The following is a 25,084-nucleotide window of genomic DNA, read 5'->3' on the forward strand; positions in this document are numbered from 1 at the left end:
CACCTAAGACGTGTAGAGCAAGGGCATATCGTCCCATAACCGTTTCGCATTCGTATGCAATCGGTTTTCGGAAAGAAAAAATTCTTTTCGCTGAGCGGAAAAACCGCGCAATTATTTGTCTTTTTTCTATACAGTATCTATTCTACATGAAGCTGCTCAAACCGGTTTGTTGCTGTCCCGTTTTTACTTCTTCCCACGAGATGTCGAGGGCTTCCAGCACTCTCGCAATCGGCCCTTTGAGCGTCTTGTCGAGCATCTTGTCCCAGTCCACTTCGAACTCCTCAGGAATCTGGTCTGCGTACTCGAAACAGATAACGTCCTGTTCGCGCTTGAACTCGCCGTACAACGGGTCTGTGCGGGCGTCGAATCCTTCGTCGTTTTCCATGCGCTCGAAGAACGACGGGTGGACTTTCTTCAAGTAGAGTCGTTTCGGCTTGCTTCCGCGCTGGAAGTTGGTGCCGAGTAAGAGGTTTGCGTACTTGGCACCGCGAACCTGTGCGGTGTCAGTGTCGTAGTTGTCGAGTCGTTTGCCGATTCCGCCGGGAATGGCGATTTCGTCCAACCCGACAGTGCCGCCGAGGAAATCCTCGATAACGTCGTGGACGTAGGTTTCTACGTCCGCTAAATCCTCACCAGTGACAATCATCTCGATGACCTGCCGCTGGACTTCCTTCGTAATCGGCGCGATGTCCGAACGTTTGTACTCGAATCCGGTGATGTCGATGTCGTCTACCTCCTTGCCCTCTTTCCAGACGATGTGACCCGCGTAACGTTTTTTCTTGCCCGCTTGGAAGAACCGGCGGTACAGTTTCTCGAACTCGATCTGGAAACGGTGGTTGTCCGCGTTGAGGTCTTCGCGCGCGAACTCGTCGTATCTCGCGTTGATGTGTTCCTCGATTTCGAAGGACTGTTCGAGGGCGTCTTCTTTCTCGATGTCACCGCCGAGTTCCAACATGACCGAGTCAGTGTCACCGTATGCCACGTTGTAGTCGATTTCGTTCGCCGCGGTTTCGGTGAACTCGATGACTTCCCGGCCGGTTGCGGTGATGGCCGCACCCATCTCCTTGTCGTAGAGACGGAATCGTTCCCACCCCAAGACGCCGTACAGCGAGTTCATTATCACCTTTATTGCGGCCTGCTGACGGTCAAAAACCTCGTACTCCGCGCTCCCCGGTTTGTGTTCGTTCCGGAACGATTTTTTCTCCTCTCGCTCGCTCAGCGTCTCGTTGATGATTTCCCGAACGATTCCATCCGGTTCCTTGCGGAAGTGGCTCCCGTTCGGCGCGACGTAGGTGTCGCCGTCGTACACATCCGGGTCAACCGACGTTTCCGGCGACAGATTGAGCGTCACCATGCACATCGGATACAGCGACTTTAGGTCGAGCACCGTGACGTTCTCCCGGACTCCCGTAATCGGTTCGAACACCGCGCCGCCCTCGTAATCCTCGGCTTCGAACTGCCCCTTCGACGGCAGCGCGAACTGGTTGTGCGCTTTGTGCAGGACGTACACGTCCACCGCGTCGCCGGGCGTCGTCGCGTCTTCGAGTTTACAGCCGACGAACTCCGCGACTTCCCGCCAGAAGGTGACGATGTCCTGTTTCTTGTCGAGTTCGACACAGAGTTCCACGTCCCGAATGTTGTATTCGAGCAGTCGCGTCGGGTTCTGTTCCCAAAGGTCACCGATGTCGCCCGCGTAGCGCTCCTTGCCGACGCCGAGTTCCGTTTCGCCCACGGCGTCCAGCCGGTACGAGTCGAGTTCGGTGAACTGGGTTCGCTTGTAGGCGTACAGTAGGTCGAAGACGACGCGGCCCTTGATTGTCGGCCCACCCCAATCGCTTCGCCAGACTTCGTCTATGCGCGACAGTCGCTCGTAATCGAGGTCGTAGTCGTGGTGCTGTCCTTCCAATCGTTCCAGTCGGTCTAAGAAGTACGGCGCGTCGAAATCGTCGAAGTTCCAGCCCGTGAGCACGTCCGGGTTGGTTTCCGAGATGTAATCGAGGAATGCGTCCAACATGGCCTCTTCTTCCTCGAACGTTCTAACCTCGATTTCGGGGCCGTCGCGGAGCGGTTCGTACTCCGGAACGCTCTCCGGTAGGTCGGCGTCGCCGTCGGGTGCGTCGAACAGCCACGCGATGTATTCGTCGCGGTAGGAGTCGTGACTGGCGAGACAGATGATGGGTTCTTCGCCGTCTTCCGGGAAGCCGGAACGGTCGTCGACCTCGATGTCGAAGGTGTGAACGCGCAGATTCGTCTGCACGTCCGTCGCTTCGACTTCGTTCTCCTGGACGACGAGGTCGCCGTCGTCTTGCCGACGTTCCGGAATCCGAATTCCGCTTTTGATGTCCTTGTCGATAAGGAATCGGTTCGGAAAGAGGATGTCCGCCTCGTAGTGGTCGAACTGATCGCGAATGTTTCCCACGTCGCGCGGCGTTCGCCCGAAAATTTTCGTTAGCTTTTCGCCGCGGATACTCTCGTAGCCGTCCTCGGAACCGGTGAGTCGGTCGTCGCTTAGTTTCTCCTCGGTGAGCGATTCCGTCGGTGCGTAGAAGTACGGTCTGAAGCCGACGACACGGACGTGTTCGTGTTCGTCGGCTTCAGTTCGCCCGAAAACGTGAATTATCGGCGTTTCATCGTCGCCGTATCCGTCGATGGTGTAATCGACCTGCGTCACTGCGAGTTCGATGTCGCCTTGTGAGTCCGGAAGCCAGTCCGTATCGGCATCGACGACGGCCGCTGTCGCGTCGTCGTTTCCCGCAACGGCGTGGGCTTCTGCCGCGGGGCGTTCGCCCTCGCCCGCGAAGTCACCAAGCCCAGATTGAGTCATGTCGATTGTTTTTGGCGCTTCCCGGTAAAAACCCTCCCGTTTGCACCGGTTCCTGAAGGGAAAGAGACTTAATGTGCTAACGCTTAGCATAGGCCGAGGTCAAGCCAATGTCTGACCGTGCAACCGAAGACGGAACGCTGGACCGCGCAGAAACCGAGCTACCGGCTCCCGAGGAGCCGATGAGTTCGATAGAAGCCTATGAGACGGAGGACGGCGTCGTATTTTACGACGCAGAAAATCCGCTCGGATGGGTGAAGTCGTCGAGTGCGGTCACACTGAAAAAACAAGTCTGAGCTGACTCAGAAGAAGCGTATGGCCCGACTCCGGATGCGAGTCTGAAGCGACTCCGAACGCTTTTCTCTTTGGGAACGATGTATTAAACCAGTGTTCGATAAGTTCGGCCACGACGACGAGGGGTCGGATGACCCGGGATACGCCGAAGAGATAGACATGGCACCGGAAGTCCGTGACCCATCTGACCGGTTCGATACCGACCTGCCGTCCGCACCGAAACCCATCGACGGAGACGCAGATCCGGAAATACAGAAGGAATTTTGGGCACAAGTCATCCTGTTCAACATCGCCCTGTTCACACTCAGCCTCGGCCTCATGCTCGTCGGATTCGAACAACGGTGGACGTTCGGTGGTGCACTCGTCGCCGTCGGTATCATCACCTTCGCTCGTGGTTACAGTCGGTATCGCTCCTTCCAGAAGGACTAACCGCGCTCCGTCGCTATTTCGATTTATGCAAACCGTGCGTGACGAGTCGGGTTCTCGGTATCTCCTTCTCAAGCAATCCGATGAATCGAGTCTCGTCCGCGACCCGCAAACGGGAGATGAGCGCTATCTCGAAAACGACCGACTCACTCCCGTCGAAGGCGAGTCGACGTTAGAAACCGCCGCCGAGAGAGTGCCCTCGCCCGCTCGCCGAATCCTCACCGCAGTTCACAACGACCGTGCGCTCGGTCTGTTGGTGGAACTGTCCGACCGCGGAGGGCTTCCGGTCAGGGAACTCCTCTCTGCCTATGACATCTGTGAGAGCGACCTCCACGGCCTTCTCGCGGAGTTTCGCGCCGCCGGACTCATCCGAGAATGCAGGGTCGCTGGCGAACGTGGCTACGAGTTGACGGACGTGGCAATCGAGGGGCTGAACTCCCTACCCAAGGAGTTCGACCAGTGAATCCCCGTGTTCGACGTGCGACCGGTTCGTCGTCGAATCTTTTTCGACTCGCACGAGGTCGTCCGCGGCCCCGACCAGTTCGTCGTCGTGGCTGACGACGATAATCTGTTCGACACCCAAACCGCGCATGGACTCCACGAGTTCGACCAGTTGTGAGACGTGACCCGAATCCAAGAACACCGTCGGTTCGTCGAGAATGAGCGGCGGCATCGGCGCACTGCCTTCGATTCCCTCCGCCAGGAGGCGATAAATCGCACACCGCAGACTGAGGTTGAACAGCGCGCGTTCGCCGCCCGATAACTGTTCGGGGTCGAGCGGTTCGCCGTCCTTCTGATAAATTGTTAGTCGGTATTCACCGTCGAGCGTGATGCGCGAGTACGAATCGTTCTGATAGATGAGGTCGAACACTTCGTTCAGCATTCGTTCTAAGTTTTCGACGTTTCGCTGGCGGAGTTCCGCCCGAAGGTCGCCGTACATCGCCTGCAAGTCGTCAGCTTCGTCGTACAGCGATTCGAGAGCATCCACGCGGGAGACAACCTCTTTCCGTCGTTCTCGGAGATTTTCGAGGGCTTCGATTTCACCGCGAACGCCGCCGATTCGGTCGATGAGGTCGTCTCGTTGCTCCCGGAGGGTTTCTAACTCCTCGCCGACCTGTTCGAGATACGTTTCCGCCCGCTGTTTGCTCTCGCGCGCCTTTTCGACTTCGGATTCGTCGTACAGTCCCTCCAGTTCGGTTCGACGCGAGCGTTTTTCCGCGAGACGGTTGCGTCGCTGGTCGTTCAGTTCCTGTAGATGTGTTCGTTTTTCGGCGAGGCGGTCGAGTTCGCCCTCCGCATCCTCTATTTTGTCGTGGATGGAGTGGATTCGCTCGATTCGGGTTTTGGCGTCGGAAATGGACTGTTCTTCCCCTTCGAGTTCCGCAACTGATTCCCGATGTGTTTCTGCCTTCGATTCGAGTTCAGTCGCATCTTCTACCCTTCCCTCCGCGTCTTCGGTCAGTTCGTCCGCCTCCTCGCGGAGGGTTTCGACCTGTTCACGCTTTTCCTCGACTGCTGTCTCGCGGCTTTCCACCAACTGCTCGACGTTTTGCCGGTTGGTTCGCAGTTCGTTCACGCGGTTTTCGGCGGCCACGAGCGATTCCGCAGTTTCGATTTTCGATTCCAAATTGCGCTGCTTTTCGCGGAGTTCTTCGAGTTCGGATTCCAGTTCCGCCACTCGTTCCCGGTCTTCGGCTATCGTATCGACGTGTGGCGATTCTTCGACCGACTGCCCGCATTCCGGGCATTTCCCTGCATCCAGCAGTTTCTCGGCTTCTTCGACCTGCTCTTTGGCGGTTTGGAGTTTCGTCCGACATTCCGTCGCTTCCTCACGGCAGTCCGCCAGTTCCGAGCGAAGGGAATCGAGGTGGTCGCTCGCCTCGCCAAATTCAATTGGTGCATTTTCGAACGACTCGCGCTCGGATTCGATTTCGGCGTCGAACTCCGACAGTTTCTCCCGCCGGTCTTCGAGTTCGCCGGTCACGGCTTCGATTTCTTTCGTGAGTTTCTCGGCTCGATTGCGTTTTTTGCGCGCTCGTGCTTCGAGTTCCTCCGCACGTTCCGCGAGGTTCGACGCCTGATTGTCGAACATCTGGGCTTTCATCCGGGCGTCTTCTAACCGTTCGCTGACCTCGTCGTCCTTCGTCTCCAGTTCGTCCAATCGTGTGGAGAGTTCGTTCTCTGTTGCCGTGTCCAGTTCCGTTTCTCGCAGTTCGGTGTCGATGGTGGATTCCAACTCCGAGATTTCGTCCCGAATCTCGCTCGCCCGCTCGCGCAGAGAGTCGTGTTCTTGTTCCGCCTCCGTAATTTCTGCCTGCAACCCCTCGATGTCGTCTTCGAGCGCCGACAGTTCCTCGCGTTTTTCGTCGTGAGATTCGAGAACGTTTTTCGCGTCGTCGAGCGCCTGCTGGGCCTTCTCGCGTTGATCCTCGTAATTTTCGATGTCGGACTCCATCTCGTTGCGCTCCGATTCGAGGTCGTTGAGAAGACCGTGGAGATTTTTCTCCTCCTTCGCTACGATTTGCGTATCGAGTTCAGAAAGGCTTCCGCGCCGGTCGTCGAGAACGCTTTTCACGCCGAGGCGGGCGTCGCTGGCGCGTTCGCGGTACTTTTCCAATTTCCCCAACTGGAGGAGGTCGTCTATCATGTCCTGTCGCTGGGCAGGCGTCGCGTTGATGAGTTTGTTCACCTCGCCTTGCCGGACGTAGGCGCAGTTGACGAACGCATCGGCGTCCATGCGGAACAGCGAGGCGATGTGATTGCGCACGTCGCGCGCGCCGTCGAAACTCCCGTCGGGCGTTTCGAGGACGCATTTCGCGGTTTGGGCGGAGTCGCCAGTCGCGCGAATCCGTCGATGAATGTGATAGTCGCCGCCAGCGTGTTTGAACCAGAGTTCGATTTCCGCGTCCTCCGCGCCGATGGTGACGACATCCTCCAAGGTGCGATCGAGCGCGTTCGCGCCGTAAAGCGCGAAAAAGCACGCTTCGAGCAGGGATGATTTGCCACTGCCGTTGAGTCCGTGGATGACCGTGACGCCGGTGTCGAGTCGCAAATCCGCGTCCTCGTAGCATTTGAAGTTCGAAAGGCGAATCCGGTCGAATCTCACAGGTAATCCTCCATGGATACTTGGTCGTCTCCGGAACTGTTGTCGGTGGTATCGATTGTGTCCGTAGACTCAGTTGTCCCGGTGCTGTCCTCGGAGTCCGCCGTCTCGGTGTCATCCTCAGATTCTCCACCGTCTGCCGTCGCAGTCTCCGCAGATGTGTCTGTTGCTGATTCACCGGTCACTGATTCTACCGTGTCCGAGGAATCGTTTGTTGAACTTTCCAGTTCGTCACTCACACCAGAAACCTCGTCCGTGGTTTCTTCTTTTTCGTCCGTCGATTCGTCTGCCAGTTCGGCCTCTGCTTCCGCGTTTTCGGGTGCCGGTTCGAATGCTTCAACGTCCTCCGAGATGCGGTCTGCGACGTGTTCTTCGACCGCAGTTCGGACGTTCGAATCCGCAACTTTGCTCGCGCGAACGATTTCGTCCACGTCGTGTGCAGTCTCACTGAGTCCCATCTCACGAACTCGACTTCTAACCGCGTCGTCTGGGTCGGCAAAGGAAACGGAAAGGTCGTCCGCTTCGGCTTCGATTTCCCGGCGGTCGGTGACTCGGGTGACGAGTGCGCCTTCGTCCAAGGCGAACTCTTCGACTCGTGCGGCGGTTACATCTCCGCCCTCGCCGTCGATGGTAATCAGCGCGACCGAATCGGTCAGGTCGTACTCTCGAACGACATCCCGGATGCGGTCGATTCCCTCGTCCTCGTTGAGTTCAACTGAAATAAATTCGAAATCGCGGGTTTCGATTCCGCGGCGCGACAGCGCCACGTCGCCGTCGAACGTGACGATGTTGTAGCCGCGAGCATCGCGCTCGCTGGCGCTCGCGCGCTCGGTGGAACCGCAGTAAGTAACCCACGCCTCCTCGACACGTTCTTTTCCGTGTTTGTGGTTGTCACCGAGCAACATCGCGTCGAAATCGATCGACGCCTCGCTCAAGACGATCTCCGACTCCCAGTTGCCAAAGTCGAAGGGAGTGAACAGTCCGTGCGCGACGAGCGCAGAATGTTCCTGTTCGTGCGGAGAAAATTGGTATTCGAGGTCGTCGCGCTTCGATTCGGGAACGTGGTCTAACCCGTAAAACGCGGTGTTGCCAATCACGGTCGGGTCTGCCCCGAGTCGCGTTGCGAGTCCGAGCGTTTCGAGCAGGTCGAGCCACTGTTCGCCGCGCGTACTCTCGTGGTTGCCGACGATGGCGAGAAACGGAATCTCGGCCCGTTCGAGTTTCCGGAGGACGGAAATCGTTCCGTGAAGGTCGGAGAGTCCGGGTCGGCGGTCGTGAAACAAATCGCCAGCGTGAATGACGGCGTCGAAATCGTCTTCGATTGCGTCATCCACGACGCTGTCGAACGCCGCAAGGAAATCGTCCCGTCGCTCGGGCGAATGATACTGCCGATACCCGATATGGGTGTCGCCCGTGTGAATCACCCGTGTCATTGATTTGTTCGTTGGCTTCCTGCTGTTAAATGATTTCCGTGAGAGCCACGGTGTGGTCGATGGCGAATCGGGTCTCGCTCCGGTGAGCCGGAGGAAAAATCAGGAGACGTCTTAGCAAATCGGCAGGGAAACGATTTCGAAATCACGGCCCGGATTGGACGTGTGTTCTGATATAAACGTTCGGCTTCAGTAGTTCGATACACTACTCGATGTCGAGCGTGTAGAGGCGCTTTCGGGCGTCCGAGAACGAAAACCGCGAATCGACGAGGTCTTGGTCTTCGAGTCGGTTCAGCGCGTAGCGAACCGTTCGGGGCGGCAGGAGCGTTTCGTCGGCCAGTTCGCTCTGGGTCATCGTCTCGTTGTACTCCAACACCTTTGCGACCAACTTTGCACTGGGCGGGAGGTCGCGGACTGCCTCGGTCGAATCCGCATCTTGCAGTCGATTAGTACTCGTTTGGGATAGCTTTGGAACACTCATCGACTACCCATTTCAGATACAGGGTGATAATATTTCCTATTCAATTTTATTACCCACAGGAATTATCACGGGCGGCTGTGGAGCGGTAAAACAGCGCGAAAAGGTCGGTCACCCGAAGCCTCTTAAGAGACAGGCGCTTATCCGGAACTGATGACCGATACTGTGGATGACGTAGAACTCCCCTACGACGAGGAGAGTACGTCCAGACAGGAGAAAATAGAGGCACTCCAAGAGCGCCTCGAAGTCCTCGAATCCCAGAACGAGGAGATGCGGGACAAGCTCCTCGACGCGAACGCAGAGAACAACAAGTACCAACAGAAGCTCGAACGGCTCACACACGAGAACAAGAAGCTAAAGCAGTCCCCGTTGTTCGTCGCCACCGTTCAGGAGATTACGGACGAGGGCGTTATCATCAAACAGCACGGTAACAATCAGGAAGCTGTTACCGAAGTGACTGATGAGATGCACACCGACCTCGAACCGGATTCCCGCGTCGCCGTCAACAACTCTCTCTCTATCGTAAAGACCCTTGACGACGAGACGGACGTCCGTGCCCGCGTGATGCAAGTCACGAAGAGTCCCGAAGTCACCTACGAGGACATCGGCGGACTGAAAGAACAGATGAACGAAGTCCGCGAGACGGTCGAGATGCCGCTCGAAAGCCCCGAAATGTTCACCGAAGTCGGCATCGACCCGCCGTCCGGCGTTCTGCTCTACGGCCCACCGGGAACCGGAAAGACGATGCTGGCGAAGGCAGTCGCCAACCAAACCGACGCGACCTTCATTAAGATGGCCGGGTCGGAACTCGTCCACAAATTCATCGGCGAGGGTGCGAAACTCGTCCGTGACCTGTTCGAAGTCGCTCGCCAGCACGAACCTGCTGTGCTCTTCATCGACGAAATCGACGCCATCGCGTCGAAGCGCACCGACTCGAAGACCTCCGGCGATGCCGAAGTTCAGCGCACGATGATGCAGTTGCTCTCAGAGATGGATGGCTTCGAAGACCGCGGCGAAATCCGCATCATCGCCGCCACCAACCGCTTCGACATGCTCGACCGCGCGATTCTCCGCCCCGGTCGTTTCGACCGCCTCATCGAGGTGCCGAACCCGAACGACGAGGGCAGAGAACAGATCTTCCGCATCCACACCCGCGGCATGAACGTCGCCGACGACGTGGACTTCGAGAAACTCGCCGTCGAGACGGGCGACGCCAGCGGTGCCGATATCAAGGCCATCTGTACCGAAGCCGGGATGTTCGCCATCCGCGACGACCGCACCGAAATCACGATGCAGGACTTCGAAGACGCACGGGAGAAAATCGAGGCGGAAGACGACGAAAGCGACGAAGTCTCCAAGACGTTCGCCTAAGCGAACCGTCTAACACAGTCGGTCTTTTTCGCGTGTCTGCTTGTTCTGTCTTTTAATGGTGCCTATTTTGGTAGAGTGACGACCGCAGAAGTCACACCTTCATGCCTGCGAAAGACTTCGTCTTTCGCGGCACCTGAAAACTGTTGGTTTTCCGCGACTCGCAACCGTTTCGCGTTTACTCACCCGAGGAAATCTTTTATTTCTTCTGGCGAAGAGGAGAAAGGAACGAGTGGATCTGCCACAAGTGACTGCCCGAGCGAGGGCGTGACCGATAACCAGCAGTTGCCCTCAATATCTCGTCAAAACCAATAGTATAGTCTTGCAGACATAGGTTACGTCTAACAATCGTAGTCAGAATAATTTTGACTATGCCACACCCATCAGGTCAAAAATCAGATACGGCACGCCGAACAACAGAACGGTCATCACGGCGAGGATGAGCAGGTAGGACGCAATCGTGCCCGCCGCGGTTAGCCACGCGGGGTGGTCGAAATCGGCTGGAAGGTTCATACACGACTGTTCGGCGGGAGTACCTAAATCCTACCGGAAAAGGGGGGCAGTCAGCGAATAGAGTATGACTAACAAACAGGCTGTGGAAGCCACTAATAAAATACCTCGGAACAATCCAGAGAGAGGTTTCTCTTTAGACTCGTAATAATATTCAATTGACATAGCCAAAAAGAGAAATAGTAATGAAAAATCTGCGTAAAGAGAAATCGAAGACGTTTCCTCTGTCCACCGTACGACAGTTCGGAGAGCAACCCCGACAGCGCCGAGAAGAAAAACCCATAGCAGATACGCTTTTGGGCATTTCATGAGAGAGTATTTACTAATTCTAAATATATGAGTTTATACTCAGTCGAAATCGGGCCGTCTGTGTATTATATTATACGCTAGAGTGGGCGTGCTATCGAATGATATCCCCGATTCTGCGGGCCTGCCCGCCGAGTGAGGGATTTTTCTCCACGATTCGCAGGACTTCGTGGTCGGTCACGTCGAAGTAGGATTTCTGGGTCGCGTCCTCGATGAGGTCTTTTTCGAGTCGGAACTCGGTTCCTTCGTGAACCACATCGACGCCCTCGTCATCGAATGAAAGAGTAGTCATACTCCGGCGTTAGCCCCCGACGGATAAAAAAGCTGTAGAATAGCTATCGGCACACAGGTGTTTGGGAACGTAGCACATCCCAACTCGGCAGACGAGCGTCAGACGTTCTCGGGAGGATTTATTACGCGGGAATCGTTGGTAGGATGTGTGCCGCTCCGCTCCGACCCTCTGGATGAACTTTCGATTCCCGACGGGACGACCGTCGAAGAACACGACCTCGTGACCGACGGCAACATCATCGTCGGCGCACAGAGTACTGTCGAGTTCGGCGTGCGCGGGAACCACGTCATCGCGGGCGAGCGAGCGACCTTTGGTGGACATATCGAAGCAAAAGCAGACTGTCGCCTCGACCTCTGGTCGGAGGTCGATGGCGACGTTCTCGTCGGACAGGACGCCTACTTGGGCGAGCGCGTCCACATCGCCGGACGATTGATGGTCAGCGGTGACCTCGACATCGGGGACGACGTGCAAATCGACGACGGATTCGAAGCGAACGGCTGGATTGTCATCCGAAATCCGATGCCGACCGTCGTGTTCCTCTTCGTCTATCTCTCGCAGTTGCTTCGACTGGGTGAGGAAGAAGCCGCGAAAAACGTTATCGACGAGATGTTGGACGAGAGCGAGGCCGAGCCGGCGGTCATCCCGCGAAGCGCCCACGTCAGCGACGATGCGTGGCGCGTTTCGACCCCTGCGACAATCGGGGGCGAATGCCGACTGCACGGCAACATCCGCGCCGAGGAAATCGAGATGGGTTCGAACACCGAACTGTTCGGCAGTCTTCGCGCTCGCGGCGACATCGTCGTGGGAGAGAAGACGCGAATCCACGGCGACGTGACGACCCGCAATGGAACCGTCGTTTTGGAAGACGGGGCGGAAGTGCTGGGAGACGTAGCCTGCACAGACCTCGAATTTCACGAAAACGCAACCGCAGACGGAACTATGCGTGCCCGCGGCGAGATGACGATGATTCGAAGCGAGCGACGAAAGCCGACTGGTGAATCCGATGGCGAAAACGAAGGCGAGGAGACGGAAGATGCCGTCGAGACGGCGGAAGCCGCCCATCAGCGGGAACGAGGCGCGGGAGACGGCCCTGCTCCGCAAGCCTGAATATTGACACATTTCGGCAATTACCTCACGGAAGTGACAGACATCACCAGCGGATAGTATTTCGACCGAATGTCAGATATTTGTTGACTTCCCAACAGTATAATAACCTCCGGGGGCTTTGGTACTTGGTGACGCATGCAAACTAAACACACTCTCGGTTGGTGGTATCAATGCACTCGGTCGTGTTGACGAAAGGCGTTCCCGACTTCCGCGAAGGGCAGGTGTCGTTCGACGAGGACGGTCACTTAGAACGCGGACGGACGCCGACGGTGATGAACCCGAACGACGAATTCGCCCTCAAGGCCGCCCTCCAGACGAAAGTAAAACACGGCGGGCAGGTGAGCGCGATGAGCATGGGGCCGCCGGGCTACGCCGACGTGCTCCGCGAAGCGATGACGGTGTACGCGGACGACTGCTATCTCCTCTCCGACCGTGAGATGGCCGCTGCAGACACGTGGGCGACGGCGATTACCCTCTCGGCGGGTATCGAGAAAATCGGCGAACCGGACTTGGTTTTCGCGGGCTTCAAAACCGCAGACGGGGAGACGGGACAGACTGGCCCGCAGACGGCGTGGTGTTTGGACTATCCCATCATCACCCACGTCATCGCGATGGAAGTCGATGAGGACGAACGACAGGTGCGCGCGAAACGACTCGTGGAGGGTGACGTAGACGAAATCGAAACAGTCACCGCGCCGCTCCCGGCGTTCATCGTGACCGACCCGGAGTACGAACCATCGTACCGAAAGGCGGCCCACCGACTCCAGAAAAAGCGACTGAAAGCCGAAACCGAAGAACGCGCCGAGGAGTACGAAGAGTACCTCTCGACGTGGGACCACGCCGACCTCAATCTCGACCCGGAGTACATCGGACTGGACGGGTCGCCGACAATCGTGTCGTCGGTTGACCCGATTCCGAAGGCTCCGGCAGAGCGGGACGCCACGATGGTCACGCCCGACGACGAGGGGGCGATGGAGGACGTGCTCGAAACGATGCGGCCATTTGCGACGGGGGACTGATAATGACGAACGAAAATCCCGGCGACCGAACCGTCGAGGAACTGGAAGAAGACGTACAGACCGTAGAAGACCCGGGTGCTTTGGACGACCTGCTCACGGACGAAGAAGAAGGTAAGGACAGAAAAACCGCGAAGGAGGTCATCCAAGCCCGAATCGACGAACTGGAAGCCGAGACGAAAGGTGGCGAAGCGACAGAAGACACGGAAACCGAAGGCGAGTACGAAGAGACGGCGGAGGACGTAGAAGACCCCGAGGAGGCCGAAGAAACGGCGGCGGAATCGGACGCGTCCGATTCCGCCGCAGACGCCGATACATCTGATGACGAAGCGGAAGGAGACGACGGACTCACCCATCCTACCGCGGACAAAAAACACGTTCGGGCGCTGGACGACGGCGTTTACCGCGACATGTGGGTGTACTGTGAGACGCAGGGCGGTGAACTCCTCGACGTGTCGAAGGAGATGCTCGGCAAGGCCCGCGAATTGATGGACGACTACGAAACAGAGTACGGCGGCGACGAACGAGTCGTCGCCGTACTCGTCGGCGACGACATGCGCGACCTCGCGGAGGAATGTATCGCGCTCGGCGCGGATGTGGCGGTGTACCACGACGACGACCGACTGGAGCGATTCCGCCACAAGCCATACACCGAAATCGTGGCGGATATGGCGCGAACCGATGCTGACTGGAAGGAGTACGACAAACCGCGCTACTTCCTCTTTCCGGCGACGAACAACGGACGCGACCTCTCCGCGCAGGTACAGGGTGAACTCGACTCCGGACTCGCGAGCGACTGTTCCGGCCTGACCATCACGAACGAACTCATCTCGAATCCGGTGAAAACCGGCACGCCCGGCGAGAAGGTGGATTTCGAGCGCATCCTGCACATGAAGCGCCCGGACTTCTCCGGGTTCGAGTACTCGACCATCCTCTGTATCGACAACCCCGACCGGGAGTTCCATCCGCAAGGTTGTTCCGTGATTCCGGGCAGTTTCGACGCGATGGAGGCCGACCCGGGACGCGAGGGCGAAATCGTTTCACACGACATCGACACGCCGGACGACTGGTACCGCGTGGAAGTCACGGACTGGGACACCCTCGATACCGGCGTCGATTTGACCGGACGGGAAGTCGTCGTCGCAATCGGTCGCGGAATCGGCGACGACCCGACGGAAGGAATCGAACTCGCCTTAGACCTCGTGGACGCCTTCGACGACGCCGACCTCGGTTTGTCTCGGGGTGTCGTGACGGCATCCTACAGCGTGGACGGCCACGTCGAGCAGTACGTCAGCGAGGAGCGCCAAATCGGCGAAACCGGCCAAATCGTTCAACCGCCACTCTACATCGCGGCGGGCATCAGCGGCGCGATTCAGCACAAGGTCGGGATGGATGAGTCGGAGACGATTATCTCGATTAATACGGATACGGACGCCGATATCAAGGATTTCAGCGACTACTTCATCGAAGGCGATCTGTTCGAAGTGTTTCCTCGCCTCACCGAGGCAGTCGAGGCGGGCGAACTGGATGCGGTCGTGGCGGAAGACGATGACTGAACATGGTAACTGACAGCCAATGACAGGAGAATACGAACAGTACGAAGCTGTCGTAGTCGGTGCTGGCCCCGGCGGGGCGGCGGCGGCCGCGACGCTCGCACGCAACGGAATCGAAACGCTCGTCCTGGAACGCGGTGCCGAAGCCGGGTCGAAAAACGTCTCTGGCGGCCTCATCTACGCCGAGGAGTCGGCCCCCTACACCATCGACTCGCTCTTTCCCGACTTCCGCGAAGAGGCTGCAGAACGTCCGATTACGAGCTACAACATCCACAACGTCGCCGACGAGAAGGTGAAATCGTTCGACATCACCCGCCTCCACGAACACGATACGGAGTGGTCTGACGCCGTCCTCCGAAGAAAGATGGACTCGTGGCTCGCAGACCGGGTTCACGAAATGACGAGCGAAACCGGCGGCGGCCTGCTGACCGGCGTTCGAGTGAACGGTTTGCTCCGCGAGAACGGCAAAATCGTCGGCGTCACCTGCGACGAACTCGACCCAATCAAGGCCGACTTTATCATCGCGGCGGACGGTGTGAACAGCGAACTCGCCCGCGACGCCGGACTGATGAACTGGGACGAACCGGACGAATGGTTCCAAGGGGTGAAGGCCGTCATCGACATGCCGGAAGACGTTATCGCGGAGCGGTTCGGTGTGTCCCCGGATACGGGCGAAGCACACCTCTTCTCGGGCAACCTCTTCGATGACGTTCGCGGCGGCGGTTTCCTCTACACGAATCAGGATTCGCTGTCGATTGGCACCGTGTTCCACCTCGACAGCTTGGTCGCAGAGGAGGCGGAACCGCACGAACTGCTCGACAATCTGCTCACGCATCCACTCCTCGCCCAGTGGTTGAACGGCCACTACGACGAGGTGGAGTACAGCGCGAAACTCGTCCCTGATTCGAAGAAGGCGGCTCACCCCGCACCGCACCGCGGGCGACTCGCCCTCGTCGGAGATGCTGGCGGGCAGATGCAGGCCCAAGGGCCGATTATCAAGGGAATGAACCACGCCGTGACCGCTGGCGCGCTCGCCGCCGAGGCCTTTGCCGAGGCGCGAATGCGCGGCGACCCGGAGAAGGCCGGGCGGCTGTACGAGAAGAAATTGAAAGACGAGGGCGTGATGGGGAAACTGCGTCCGAAGCAGTACCGAACCCTCGGACGACTCGGCGAGAACGGGACAATTGCAAACCTCACCGACAACCTTCTCACGTCGCCAATTGGCCGTGCCGTACTTCGCTCTGGTGCGATGGAGTCGCAACTGGAACGCCTGTACGGTTCGCCGTTCCTCTCCTCGATGATTCCGGACACGAAGACTCCCTACGTCACGTTGCCGACGGTTATCGCAGAGGAGTTGGGAACCGAAATCGAAGACGCGAACGAAGTCGAACCGAAGAGCCTCGCCGACAGAATCGGCGACCTGACCTACGACACCGACGTTGGTAATCCGCACATCCGCCTGCGAAACGACTCCTACGAAGCCAGTGGTGCGGCGGTTTCGGCCTGCCCCGTCAGCGCGAAAGACTTCGGTGGTGGCTGTTACCGTGAGGAAACCGTGCAGATGAACGGCCACGAGGAGAAAATCGTGAGCCTCGACACGCAACCATGCGTCGAATGTGGCACTTGTGCCGTCGTCGCCGAGACGGAGTGGGAACATCCGCGCGGCGACAAAGGCGTGGAGTTCAAGCAAGGGTGAGCGAAGACAAGAGGGAATTCCCATCATGACCGAACACCGCGACCGAATCGCCGACCTCGCAAACCGAGCACAGGCCGACCGGGAGTCGTTCGACCCGCCCGAAAATCCGCCCGACGAGGAGCGCGCGGTGTCCATTCTGCGCTCGGGCGTCGGCGACGTCGTCTCGGTGTACGTCGAAGGGCGAACCGGCGAGTTCGTGCGATTCAACGAATGGGAGATGACGCGACTGGAGCAGGCATTAAACGACTGGTTGGCGCTGTACGCACGCTGTTACGGCCACGAAATAGAGACAGAGTTCACGGTTCGGGAAGTCGCGGAACTGGTCGTGAAGACCCACAATATTCACGACACGGTGCAACTGCTGACCCGAATTCCGCGGCCCGAAGTTCGCCGCGCGCGGCGCTAGTCGAACGCTTCTTCGTTTCCGACGAGTTCGAACAGCGGGTCGTACTCGTCCGGCAACTGCTGGCGAACCTGTTGGTATTCTCCCTCTGGAACGACTTCTGCGACGAGCGACAGCACGCCTTTCGCGTGAAAGAGCGCGTCCTGTCGCTCGATTCCTTCGCGCTCCGCTACCCTGTCTACGAACTCGTCGAAATGGAATCGCTGGCCGGATTCCGCCCGTTCGAGATACCAGTCGATTTCCATCGGGAGCGGCCCCGCGAGATCTTTGGCTTCCCCCTCCTGTAATCGCTCGCCGAGCGTCGTCAGCGTGGCGCGAATCGCCCGAACCGTCTTTCCTTGCTCGCCTAACTTCAGTCGGTGCTGTACCTGTCCGATGAAATCACTGTAGTTCATATTCTCCCCCAAACGTGGAACGACGGGACAGTACAAGAATCGAATGGGAGAACGGGATGGGTCGGAGTCGGTAGCAATCGACACAACCGGAATGGCGCGCGCTGGCACTGGTCCGAGGCGTTTACCGCCGAGGGTCAGTGGTGATAGCGTGCGAGGTCTTCCGGAACGAAGTTCTCGTGAGCGAAGCGAGCGAGGGCATGGAAGAGGTTTCCTCTTCCGGAGTGACGGAATGGCTTGTCAGAGCCTTGCTCTAACGGTGGATGACCGAAACGAGCGATAGCGAGTTGGAGGAATCGGTTGTGGTGGCGGTTTGCGGTTTCATTGGAGTCGTGGTTTGCTCACTCTCGTTCAATTATATTGTATCGAAGCAAATCACGATGCCAAGGACCAACCCAAAGCGCGGCCACAAAACGCTACCCGGATGCTGGCGTAGGGTGGATGCCATGACGGCAGTAAAAATCATCAAAGTGCTCGGCACGTCCGAAGAATCGTGGGAAGACGCCGCGCGAGAAGCAGTCGAACAAGCGAACCAGACTATCGACGACATCCACGGTATCGAAGTCGAAGATTGGACGGCGAGCGTCGAGAACGGCCAGATTACGGAGTACAAAGCGACGGTCGAAGTCGCGTTCCCGGTTCGCCACGAATAAACGGGGGTGGCGGTCGTTCAGCGAAGTTCCCAGAACGCCTTTTTCGGCTCCGAGAGGCTCATGAAGTTGAATGCCCAGTAAATTGGAGATGAATCCGTTTCGACTTGGTATGCAAGTTCACCACGGCGCGTCTCACCGTCTGCAATATCCGACCCTTCCGAGTACGACTGACTGAGCGAACTCGTCGCGTTGATATTCGAACCGTAGGAAAGACCGGTTCCAGTTTTGAGTTGCATTTGAAGGAGCGTCGAAACGGTGAGTGGCTCCCCGGTTTCGTTCGTAATTGAGAAATCCGGAATGACGTACTCGTGTCCGTCCTCCGCACTCGTGAACTCACCGAGAGAGGTTTCGGTTCGAACGTCATGAACCGTGACGGTAATTCCATCGTGAGTGACCGATTTTCCGGGTGATTTGATGTTCGCGTTGAGCGACTGTTCGAGGTCACCAATTGAATCCGCCTCGGAACCGAGGTCGATTGTTACACGTTCATAATCGAATAGTTCGAACGCGCTGAAATCAAACTGCATAGTGAGATTTTCGGCACCACTCGGCGCTTCGAAGACGACATCCCCGCGAGCGATCTCTCCGGGGGCTAGCAGACCACTCTCGATTGGGTGGTCGGTACTACTGAACGATGCGTCGTAAACGTGGTTTTCGCTGTCTTTTAGTCGAGTTTGCCAGAAACTATTGAAGTCGATGAACTCGCTGCTCGTGTTCTTCACTGCGAGTCGAACGACGATGAAGGTGTTTCCGCTTTGTGCTTCCGAGAACTCATCCAACTGTTCCGATTTTTCGACTGAACGAGCAACCATCGCCAAACTGTCATCTTTGACGACTTCGCCAAGAACCGCATTCGCAGAGTTCCGACTCTCGCTATCATCCGTGTCGGAACCGGTCGTCGTTTTGGCGTCATCGTTCCCCGATGGAGAACCAGTCGATTCCGGATCATCCGATGCGGTGTCGCTGGAACAACCGGCGAGGGCAGTAGTTGCACTAACGGCTAAGAAGGTACGACGGAACCAAAGGTTTGTCTCCTGCATTGTAACACTACACACCATATATCAAATTAAATTTGTTGATGTTCTATTTTATTAGGAAGAGAATAACACGCATAGATTCACTCGAACTATCTCTGAAAATGCGTTCTATGAAGAATGTATTAAAATTCGAAAAAGTGACTCGCTATAGTTTTACCGCCATCATCACCTCGTCCACGTAGTCGCCGCCGATTTTGTAGTGGTTTTTCCGAATCGCCTCGGTTTCCCAGCCGTGGGCTTTGAGGAAGTCGATGGCGTTCTGGTTGGTCGAGGGGGCGCTCTGGTACACCTTTTCGTAGCCGTTCGACCCGGCCCACTCCAATCCGCGTTCGAGCAGATGGCTTCCGATTCCGTGACCGGTGTACTCGTCCAAGACGCCGACGGTCAACTCCGCCGTGTGGCTGAGTTTGTCCAGTTCGGGCGCGTGGAGGTGCACCCACCCGACCACGTCGTCGTTCACCGTGGCGACGAAGAACATCCGCGATTGGAGTTCGTTGTGCCGGAGCAGGGCCTCCTGATGGTCGATTTCGTCCGCGACGGTTTCGGCGACGATATAAGTTCCTTCCTCCGCGACCTGTCGAATCGCGCCGACGATTCCCGTCAGGTCTTCCTGCCGGGCAGGGCGGATGATGAACTCTATATCTTCATCGAGGAACTCCTCTTCCGCCCCGGTTTCGAGCGAGACGAACAGAATCCCATCGTCCTCCGAGAGGTAGCCGTCTCGACGGAGGATGGCGACGTGGTGGAGGAACCCACTCGGGTCGATGCCGAGCGACTGCTGTACGTCGTCCGCATCGGCCGTCCCGTGCTGTTCTACGTATTCGTAGATTTGCTTACGGTCTTCGTGGCCGAACTCTAGTTTCTCGGAGAACTCCATGCACACTGTTACCACTTATCCCTACTTATTATTAACGATGGTTTTGACGGCGTACTGAGAGAACGAGTTCTATGTGAGTTGTGCCGATACGTTGGGCCACACAGTGCTGACTCCAAACGGAACTATGACTAAAACAGGATAGAAGCAATTTGATTTGCTGTATATTTTCGTTAACAACTCACGACTCCACTGAAAACCGCCACCGCACCGCGACAGCCACACCCTCCCCAACAGATTCTTTCGCTCATTTCACTCGCTCAGTCTCCACCGTCAGAGACACGCGCTGACGAACCGTTCGCTCGCCCCACTCACGAAGACCTCGCACGCTGTCAACACAGGGTTTCGGCGGTAAACGCCTCAGCCCTGTGCCAGCGCGCGCCATTTCGGTTGCGAAAATTCGACCGTTTGTGTCTCCGCTCAATCTCTCCTTTCCCCATCTCGAAAAACCGAAAGGCAATTCCCGATATCCCTGTTACCGACGAGCATGATTTCCATCGCGCTCGCGGGCAAACCAAACGCCGGGAAGTCCACGTTTTACAAATCCGCAACGCTGGCCGAGGTGGACGTAGCGAACTACCCCTTCACCACCATCGACGCGAATCGGGGCGTGAGCCACGTCCGCACGGACTGTCCCTGTCTCTCCCGCGACGAACGATGCGGCAACGAACACTGCCACGACGGCAAACGCTACGTCCCAATCGAACTGCTCGACGTGGCCGGACTCGTCCCGGGCGCGCACGAAGGTCGAGGTTTGGGCAATCAGTTCTTGGACGCACTGACGAACGCCGACGCAATCATCAACGTCGTGGACGCCTCCGGCGGAACCAACGAGGAGGGCGAACCCGTCGAAGTCGGCACTTACGACCCGGTCGAGGAAGTCGATTTCATCGAGGAGGAGATGAACCAGTGGCTCGCGGGCATCATCGAACGCAACTGGGAAACCGTGGTGCGCCAATCGCGCTCGCCCGGATTCGACATCGACGAAGCTCTCTCGGAGATGCTGACGGGATTCGGCGCGAGCGAACACGAAGTGGCCGCCAGCCTTCGCGAACTCGAATACCCCGACGACCCCCAACAGTGGACGGACGACCACCGCGAAGCCCTCGCCCGCGACATTCGCGCTCGAACCAAACCAATCATCCTCGTGGCGAACAAAGCCGACATCGCGCCCGAAGAGAACATCGAACGACTGCGCGAAACCGGCAAACCGGTCATTCCCGCGACTGCCGAGGGAGAACTCGCGCTCCGGCAAGGCGTCGAAGCGGGCGTCGTGGACTACGATTCGGGCGACGACGATTTCGAAATCGTCGGCGACCTGAGCGACCAACAGCAGGCGGGACTCGAACGAATCAGAGGTGTCATGCAGGAGTGGGGCGGAACCGGCGTGCAGGACGCCCTCGACACCGCCGTCTACGACCTGCTCGACAGAATCACGGCCTATCCCGTGCAGAACGAATCGAAGTGGACGGACGGCCAAGGAAACGTCCTTCCCGACGCCTTCTTGCTTCCCGACGGTTCGACCCCGCCAGACCTCGCGTATGCAGTTCACAGCGACATCGGCGACGGCTATCTCCACGCCGTAAACGCGAAGACGAACCGCGACATCAGCGACTCATACGAGTTAGAAGAGGGCGACGTGATAAAAATCGTGAGTACGGCGAAGTAGCGAAACTCCGGATTGACCTCGTTTTCCAGTACGAGCAGCATCGACCGACTAACGGACGGAATCGGTCAAAAAGCTATGGTCGGAAAGGGAATCAGCCTTCCAAAAATTCGACCAGCAGGTCGTTCACTTGCTCCGGTTGATCATTTTGTACCCAGTGACTCGCGTTGGGCAGTCGCTCGATCCGGAGGTTCGGAACCCATCGTTCCATTCCTTCCGTCAGTTCGACTCGGAGGGCCGCGTCCTGTTCGCCCCAAATCAGTAGGGTGGGTTCCTGCACTGTGGAATCACCCCGGGAACCACCGAATAGCGTTTTCAGTTCGTCCCGTGCCTGTTCCCGAAACAGCGCCCGGTAGTAGTTAATCGAACTCGTCAACGCACCCGGTTGCGCAGCGGCCTCGACGTATCGCTGAATGTCGGTTTCATCGAAGGCGTCCGGATTTGCCGCGCCGTCGCGGAACAGTTCCGCGATGGGAGTGTAGTTGCGAATGGAAAACAGACGTTCGGGGAGCCACGGCAGTTGAAAGTAGAACACGTACCACGAGCGCCGCAGTTGTTCCGGCGTTCGGAGCAGTTCTCGAAACCGTTCCGGATGCGGCGCGTTCAGCACCGCGAGTTTCTCGACTCGCTCGGAATGGCGAATGGCGACTTCCCACGCGATAAGGCCGCCCCAGTCGTGGCCGACAACGTGGGCTGATTCTTCGCCGAGATGGTCAATCAGTCCCAGAACGTCGCCGACCAGTTCGTCGATTTCGTACTGTTCGACGCCGTGCGGTTTCTCGGAGGCGTTGTAGCCGCGCAAATCCGGCGCGACGACGCGGTATCCTGCCGCCGCGAGCGCCGGAATCTGTTTCTGCCAGGAGTACCAGAACTCCGGAAATCCGTGCAGGAGGACGATCAGCGGCCCCTCACCGGCTTCGACGTAGTGGAGACGAACGCCGTTGACGATTGCGTCGTCGTGAGTCAGTTTTTCCGATGACATGAATCTGAACGTAGGTATGCCGACGATGCGGTTGCTGGTAAAGCTTGAGATAGGAGGAAAATGAAGAGTGTAGTGCTCGCTATCGCAGGTGACCGATGTGGTCGTCCATCTCGCGCGCAAGCGGAATCGAACCGGGACGAATCCAAAAGTAGTCGTAGACGACCCCCTCGTCCTCGCCATCTCCGGTGACCGTGTGTCGCCACTGGTCGCGGGATTCCTTCGCGATGAGGTGGAAGAAATGACGACGATACGCTTTTGGCTTCTCGTGGTGTTGCCACACGTCCGTCGTCAGGGGTCGTACTGACTCGAACCCCGTCAGACCGCTTTCTTCCTTCACTTCCCGAACGACCGCCTCGCGCGGCGACTCCCCGTCCTCGATACCCCCTTTCGGAATCTGCACGCCTCCCGCCGGGTTCGGATGCTCGAACACGAGCAGTTCGCGGGACTCCGCCCCATCGCGGGTGACGTAGGCGTAGGCTTTTTCCTCGGTAAACGTTGATTCGGTCACGAGTACAATCGTTAGATGAAGGGGAGGGGTGTAAGTGTCCCGGTCAGGATTTTTCGCTGAAATCGTCTTCGGCAGTCAGCTACACTACCCGAAAACCGTAAGAAATTACGACAGGGGTCGGAACCAGACCGCCGCGAGCAGAAGCGCGAGGAAGACGTACGACCCGCGAATTAGAAGCATCGTGGCCAATTCCGGCCCGGTTCGGTGGGCGACGACGCCGACAACCGCGAAGGCCAGCACCGCGAGAACGGAACTTGGCGGAAACACGTTCGCCACGACGAATCCGAGGACACAGAGTAGGGAGCCCGCCATGAGCAAAAATGCCGTCGTCCGGGCGCGTTCGCGTCCGAGAACGACAGCCACGGTTCGTTTCGAAATGGAGCGGTCGTAGTCGTAATCCTGTGCGTCGTCGATGACTTTCACACCGGAAAGGAGGACGAAAAAGACGCCAGCGAACGCGAGCGCAATCGGCGCGAGCGTTTGGGTCTGCGTGTAGAACCCGCCGAGGATGGCAAGCGCGATTCCGAGCGGGTAGCCTCCGGTTGCGGAAATCGGGTGCATGTCGAGTTGCGGCGCGTGAAGGTAGCCGATGAACCACCCCGGAAGCGTGATGAGTGCAGCACCGATTCCAACGATGGCCCAAAGCCCGGCGAGACAAAGAGTGAAAACCGCAGTCGCGGCGGCAAGGAGGAGTTTGCATCCTCGCTCTGTGAGTGGATGGTCGTCGTCCTCACCGCGGACGTGAAAATCGACGTAGCCGTCCTTGACGTGGGCCGTATAGACTCCGGCGAAGATGGCTGTCATGTGGAGTGCACCCGTCAGGAGCGAGAACTGTCCGGCGAGCATGCTCCCGAACCACGACGCCGCGATGGGTGGAAGCATGAACACCGGATGAATCTGGGAGACGACGGCGCGGAGGGCGGGGACTGCGCCGTAGCCATGGCGCGAAATGGACATGGCATCAAATCACGGGGGCAAAGAAGATAAAATCTCAGGTCAGTTGAAATACGTAGTCAAAAAACAGCTCGCCGATTGCCGATTATCGAACCGCGTTCGCCGCCTCGTCCATGATTTCGAGAGCCTCCTTGATTTCCTCAACGCCGGTTGCGTAGGAGATGCGGGCGTAGCCAGCGCCGTTTTCGCCGAAGGCTTCGCCGGGGACGACGACGACGCCGCGGGAAAGCACTTCGTCAATCCACCCCTCGGGCACTTTCGGCATGGCGTAAAAAGCTCCGGACGGCGTCGGCGTTTCGAGGCCGATGTCGGACAGGCCGTCGAGAAGCACGTCCCGGCGTTCCTCGAACGAGGACACCATCTCCTGCACCGGGTCTTGTGGCCCGGAAAGCGCACCTTTCGCGGCGAACTGTGCCGGGGCGCTCGCGCAGGCTTGGACGTACTGGTGAACCCGGAGCATACGCTCGATTCGGCGTTCGCTTCCGGCGACCCAGCCGAGTCGCCAGCCGGTCATCGAGTAGGTTTTCGAGCAGGCGTTGACGATGACGACGTTGTCCGATTCCGCGAACTCCATCGGCGAGTGGTGGTCACCGTCGAAGACGATGTGTTCGTACACTTCGTCCGTAATACAGAGTACGTCGTGTTCGTCCGCGATGCGGGCGAACTCACGGATGTCTTCCTCAGGCGAAACTGCGCCGGTCGGATTGCCGGGACTGTTCACGACGAACGCCGCGGTGTCGTCCGTAATCGCGTCCTCGACATCTGCGGGGTCGAGTGTGAGGTCTTCACGGACTGCCACTGGTTTCGGCGTCCCGCCAGCGATGTGCGTGAGGGCGTCGTAGGCGACGAATCCGGGGTCGGGGAAGATGACCTCTTCTCCCTGATTTACGTGGGCCTCCATGACGAGGTGGAGGGCTTCGCTCCCGCCCGCGGTGGCGATGATGTTCTCCGGCGGAACGTCGAGGTCGTTGTCGCGCTCGTGCTTCGCGCTGATGGCCTCTCGGAGTTCTACAATGCCTTTGTTCGATGTGTAGGCGTCCGTCGCGCCGGATTCGATGGCGTCGAGTGCGGCCTGTCGTGCGTGCGCTGGAGTTGGAAAGTCTGGTTGGCCGATGCCGAGGTTGATGGCGTCATCACCTGCGGCTTCGAACACTTTCCGAATCCCGCTAATCGATACGTGTTCGACCCTATCCGAAAAGCCGGTCATACGCCCGA

At 58.0% G+C, this 25,084-nt stretch carries 24 protein-coding genes; 11 read left to right on the forward strand and 13 right to left on the reverse strand.

The window, feature by feature from the left end:
* Nucleotides 1–142: 142 nt before the first annotated feature.
* Entirely contained in the window at nt 143–2,824 is a 2,682-nt protein-coding gene (locus HL45_RS07935; RefSeq protein ID WP_049970586.1) for a DNA-directed DNA polymerase, read from the reverse strand.
* A 107-nt stretch (nt 2,825–2,931) separates the two neighbouring features.
* Here HL45_RS07935 and HL45_RS07940 point away from each other — a divergent pair, with 107 nt between their 5' ends.
* The 3 genes from HL45_RS07940 to HL45_RS07950 all read left to right on the forward strand — a co-directional run bounded on the left by HL45_RS07940 (nt 2,932) and on the right by HL45_RS07950 (nt 4,004).
* Nucleotides 2,932–3,117 (forward strand): DUF7331 family protein, encoded by a 186-nt coding sequence (locus HL45_RS07940; protein WP_049970587.1) that lies wholly within the window; start codon nt 2,932–2,934, stop codon nt 3,115–3,117.
* A 91-nt stretch (nt 3,118–3,208) separates the two neighbouring features.
* Entirely contained in the window at nt 3,209–3,544 is a 336-nt protein-coding gene (locus HL45_RS07945; RefSeq protein ID WP_049970588.1) for a DUF7322 domain-containing protein, read from the forward strand.
* Between the two features lie 25 nt (nt 3,545–3,569).
* On the forward strand, nt 3,570–4,004 hold the full coding sequence (locus tag HL45_RS07950; protein WP_049970589.1) for a DUF7346 family protein: 435 nt from the start codon (nt 3,570–3,572) through the stop codon (nt 4,002–4,004).
* Here the strand turns inward: HL45_RS07950 and rad50 are convergent.
* The 3 genes from rad50 to HL45_RS07965 form a co-directional block, all read right to left on the reverse strand.
* Nucleotides 3,981–6,647, reverse strand: a complete 2,667-nt coding sequence (gene rad50, locus HL45_RS07955) for a DNA double-strand break repair ATPase Rad50 (protein WP_049970590.1) — start codon at nt 6,645–6,647, stop codon at nt 3,981–3,983. The two genes, HL45_RS07950 and rad50, sit on opposite strands and share 24 nt — an antisense overlap.
* Complete coding sequence (gene mre11, locus HL45_RS07960) at nt 6,644–8,077, reverse strand: DNA double-strand break repair protein Mre11 (protein ID WP_049970591.1); 1,434 nt, start codon at nt 8,075–8,077, stop codon at nt 6,644–6,646. Before mre11 ends, rad50 begins: the two co-directional genes overlap by 4 nt.
* A 202-nt stretch (nt 8,078–8,279) precedes the next feature.
* Nucleotides 8,280–8,555 (reverse strand): MarR family transcriptional regulator, encoded by a 276-nt coding sequence (locus tag HL45_RS07965; protein WP_049970592.1) that lies wholly within the window; start codon nt 8,553–8,555, stop codon nt 8,280–8,282.
* A 150-nt stretch (nt 8,556–8,705) separates the two neighbouring features.
* Between HL45_RS07965 and pan1 the strand changes: the two genes are divergently transcribed.
* Nucleotides 8,706–9,923, forward strand: a complete 1,218-nt coding sequence (gene pan1, locus HL45_RS07970; RefSeq protein WP_049970593.1) for a proteasome-activating nucleotidase Pan1 — start codon at nt 8,706–8,708, stop codon at nt 9,921–9,923.
* Between the two features lie 366 nt (nt 9,924–10,289).
* On the opposite strand, the gene HL45_RS21190 is transcribed toward pan1, so the two are convergent.
* Both HL45_RS21190 and HL45_RS07975 read right to left on the reverse strand, forming a co-directional pair.
* The gene (locus tag HL45_RS21190) at nt 10,290–10,433 is read right to left on the reverse strand and encodes a hypothetical protein (RefSeq protein ID WP_162833864.1); all 144 of its coding nucleotides are present in this window, start codon (nt 10,431–10,433) and stop codon (nt 10,290–10,292) included.
* A gap of 397 nt (nt 10,434–10,830) precedes the next feature.
* Entirely contained in the window at nt 10,831–11,028 is a 198-nt protein-coding gene (locus HL45_RS07975) for a DUF5800 family protein (protein ID WP_049970594.1), read from the reverse strand.
* Nucleotides 11,029–11,175: 147 nt separating this feature from the next.
* Here HL45_RS07975 and HL45_RS07980 point away from each other — a divergent pair, with 147 nt between their 5' ends.
* From HL45_RS07980 to HL45_RS08000, 5 genes are all read left to right on the forward strand, one after another.
* Entirely contained in the window at nt 11,176–12,135 is a 960-nt protein-coding gene (locus HL45_RS07980) for a polymer-forming cytoskeletal protein (protein WP_049970595.1), read from the forward strand.
* 170 nt (nt 12,136–12,305) lie between these two features.
* Nucleotides 12,306–13,154 carry an electron transfer flavoprotein subunit beta/FixA family protein gene (locus HL45_RS07985; protein WP_049970596.1) on the forward strand — a complete coding sequence of 283 codons (849 nt, stop codon included), beginning with the start codon at nt 12,306–12,308 and terminating at the stop codon, nt 13,152–13,154.
* 2 nt (nt 13,155–13,156) lie between these two features.
* Nucleotides 13,157–14,707, forward strand: coding sequence for an electron transfer flavoprotein subunit alpha/FixB family protein (locus HL45_RS07990; RefSeq protein ID WP_049970597.1), 1,551 nt, complete (start codon nt 13,157–13,159; stop codon nt 14,705–14,707).
* A 19-nt stretch (nt 14,708–14,726) separates the two neighbouring features.
* On the forward strand, nt 14,727–16,400 hold the full coding sequence (locus HL45_RS07995) for an FAD-dependent oxidoreductase (protein WP_049970598.1): 1,674 nt from the start codon (nt 14,727–14,729) through the stop codon (nt 16,398–16,400).
* 25 nt (nt 16,401–16,425) lie between these two features.
* Entirely contained in the window at nt 16,426–16,806 is a 381-nt protein-coding gene (locus HL45_RS08000) for a hypothetical protein (protein WP_049970599.1), read from the forward strand.
* On the opposite strand, the gene HL45_RS08005 is transcribed toward HL45_RS08000, so the two are convergent.
* Entirely contained in the window at nt 16,803–17,198 is a 396-nt protein-coding gene (locus HL45_RS08005) for a DUF2267 domain-containing protein (protein ID WP_049970600.1), read from the reverse strand. The genes HL45_RS08000 and HL45_RS08005 overlap by 4 nt on opposite strands.
* Nucleotides 17,199–17,641: 443 nt before the next feature.
* On the opposite strand from HL45_RS08005, the gene HL45_RS08010 reads away from it, so the two are divergent.
* Nucleotides 17,642–17,848 carry a dodecin family protein gene (locus HL45_RS08010; RefSeq protein ID WP_049970601.1) on the forward strand — a complete coding sequence of 69 codons (207 nt, stop codon included), beginning with the start codon at nt 17,642–17,644 and terminating at the stop codon, nt 17,846–17,848.
* A gap of 17 nt (nt 17,849–17,865) precedes the next feature.
* Here the strand turns inward: HL45_RS08010 and HL45_RS08015 are convergent, their stop codons facing one another.
* Entirely contained in the window at nt 17,866–18,888 is a 1,023-nt protein-coding gene (locus HL45_RS08015) for a DUF4352 domain-containing protein (protein ID WP_049970602.1), read from the reverse strand.
* Between the two features lie 142 nt (nt 18,889–19,030).
* A complete protein-coding gene (locus HL45_RS08020; protein ID WP_049970603.1) occupies nt 19,031–19,762 on the reverse strand; it encodes a GNAT family N-acetyltransferase in 732 nt (243 codons plus the stop codon).
* 484 nt (nt 19,763–20,246) lie between these two features.
* Between HL45_RS08020 and HL45_RS08025 the strand changes: the two genes are divergently transcribed.
* Complete coding sequence (locus tag HL45_RS08025; RefSeq protein WP_049970604.1) at nt 20,247–21,428, forward strand: redox-regulated ATPase YchF; 1,182 nt, start codon at nt 20,247–20,249, stop codon at nt 21,426–21,428.
* A 91-nt stretch (nt 21,429–21,519) separates the two neighbouring features.
* On the opposite strand, the gene HL45_RS08030 is transcribed toward HL45_RS08025, so the two are convergent.
* The 4 genes from HL45_RS08030 to HL45_RS08045 all read right to left on the reverse strand — a co-directional run bounded on the left by HL45_RS08030 (nt 21,520) and on the right by HL45_RS08045 (nt 25,076).
* Entirely contained in the window at nt 21,520–22,407 is an 888-nt protein-coding gene (locus HL45_RS08030) for an alpha/beta fold hydrolase (RefSeq protein WP_049970605.1), read from the reverse strand.
* Between the two features lie 79 nt (nt 22,408–22,486).
* Nucleotides 22,487–22,915 carry an NUDIX hydrolase gene (locus tag HL45_RS08035; protein WP_049970606.1) on the reverse strand — a complete coding sequence of 143 codons (429 nt, stop codon included), beginning with the start codon at nt 22,913–22,915 and terminating at the stop codon, nt 22,487–22,489.
* A 105-nt stretch (nt 22,916–23,020) separates the two neighbouring features.
* Nucleotides 23,021–23,872, reverse strand: coding sequence for a UbiA family prenyltransferase (locus tag HL45_RS08040; protein WP_049970607.1), 852 nt, complete (start codon nt 23,870–23,872; stop codon nt 23,021–23,023).
* Nucleotides 23,873–23,954: 82 nt separating this feature from the next.
* Nucleotides 23,955–25,076, reverse strand: coding sequence for a pyridoxal phosphate-dependent aminotransferase (locus HL45_RS08045; protein ID WP_049970608.1), 1,122 nt, complete (start codon nt 25,074–25,076; stop codon nt 23,955–23,957).
* Nucleotides 25,077–25,084: the final 8 nt, after the last annotated feature.

This window comes from Haladaptatus cibarius D43 (assembly GCF_000710615.1).
In the GTDB taxonomy this organism is placed as follows: Archaea; Halobacteriota; Halobacteria; order Halobacteriales; family Haladaptataceae; genus Haladaptatus; species Haladaptatus cibarius.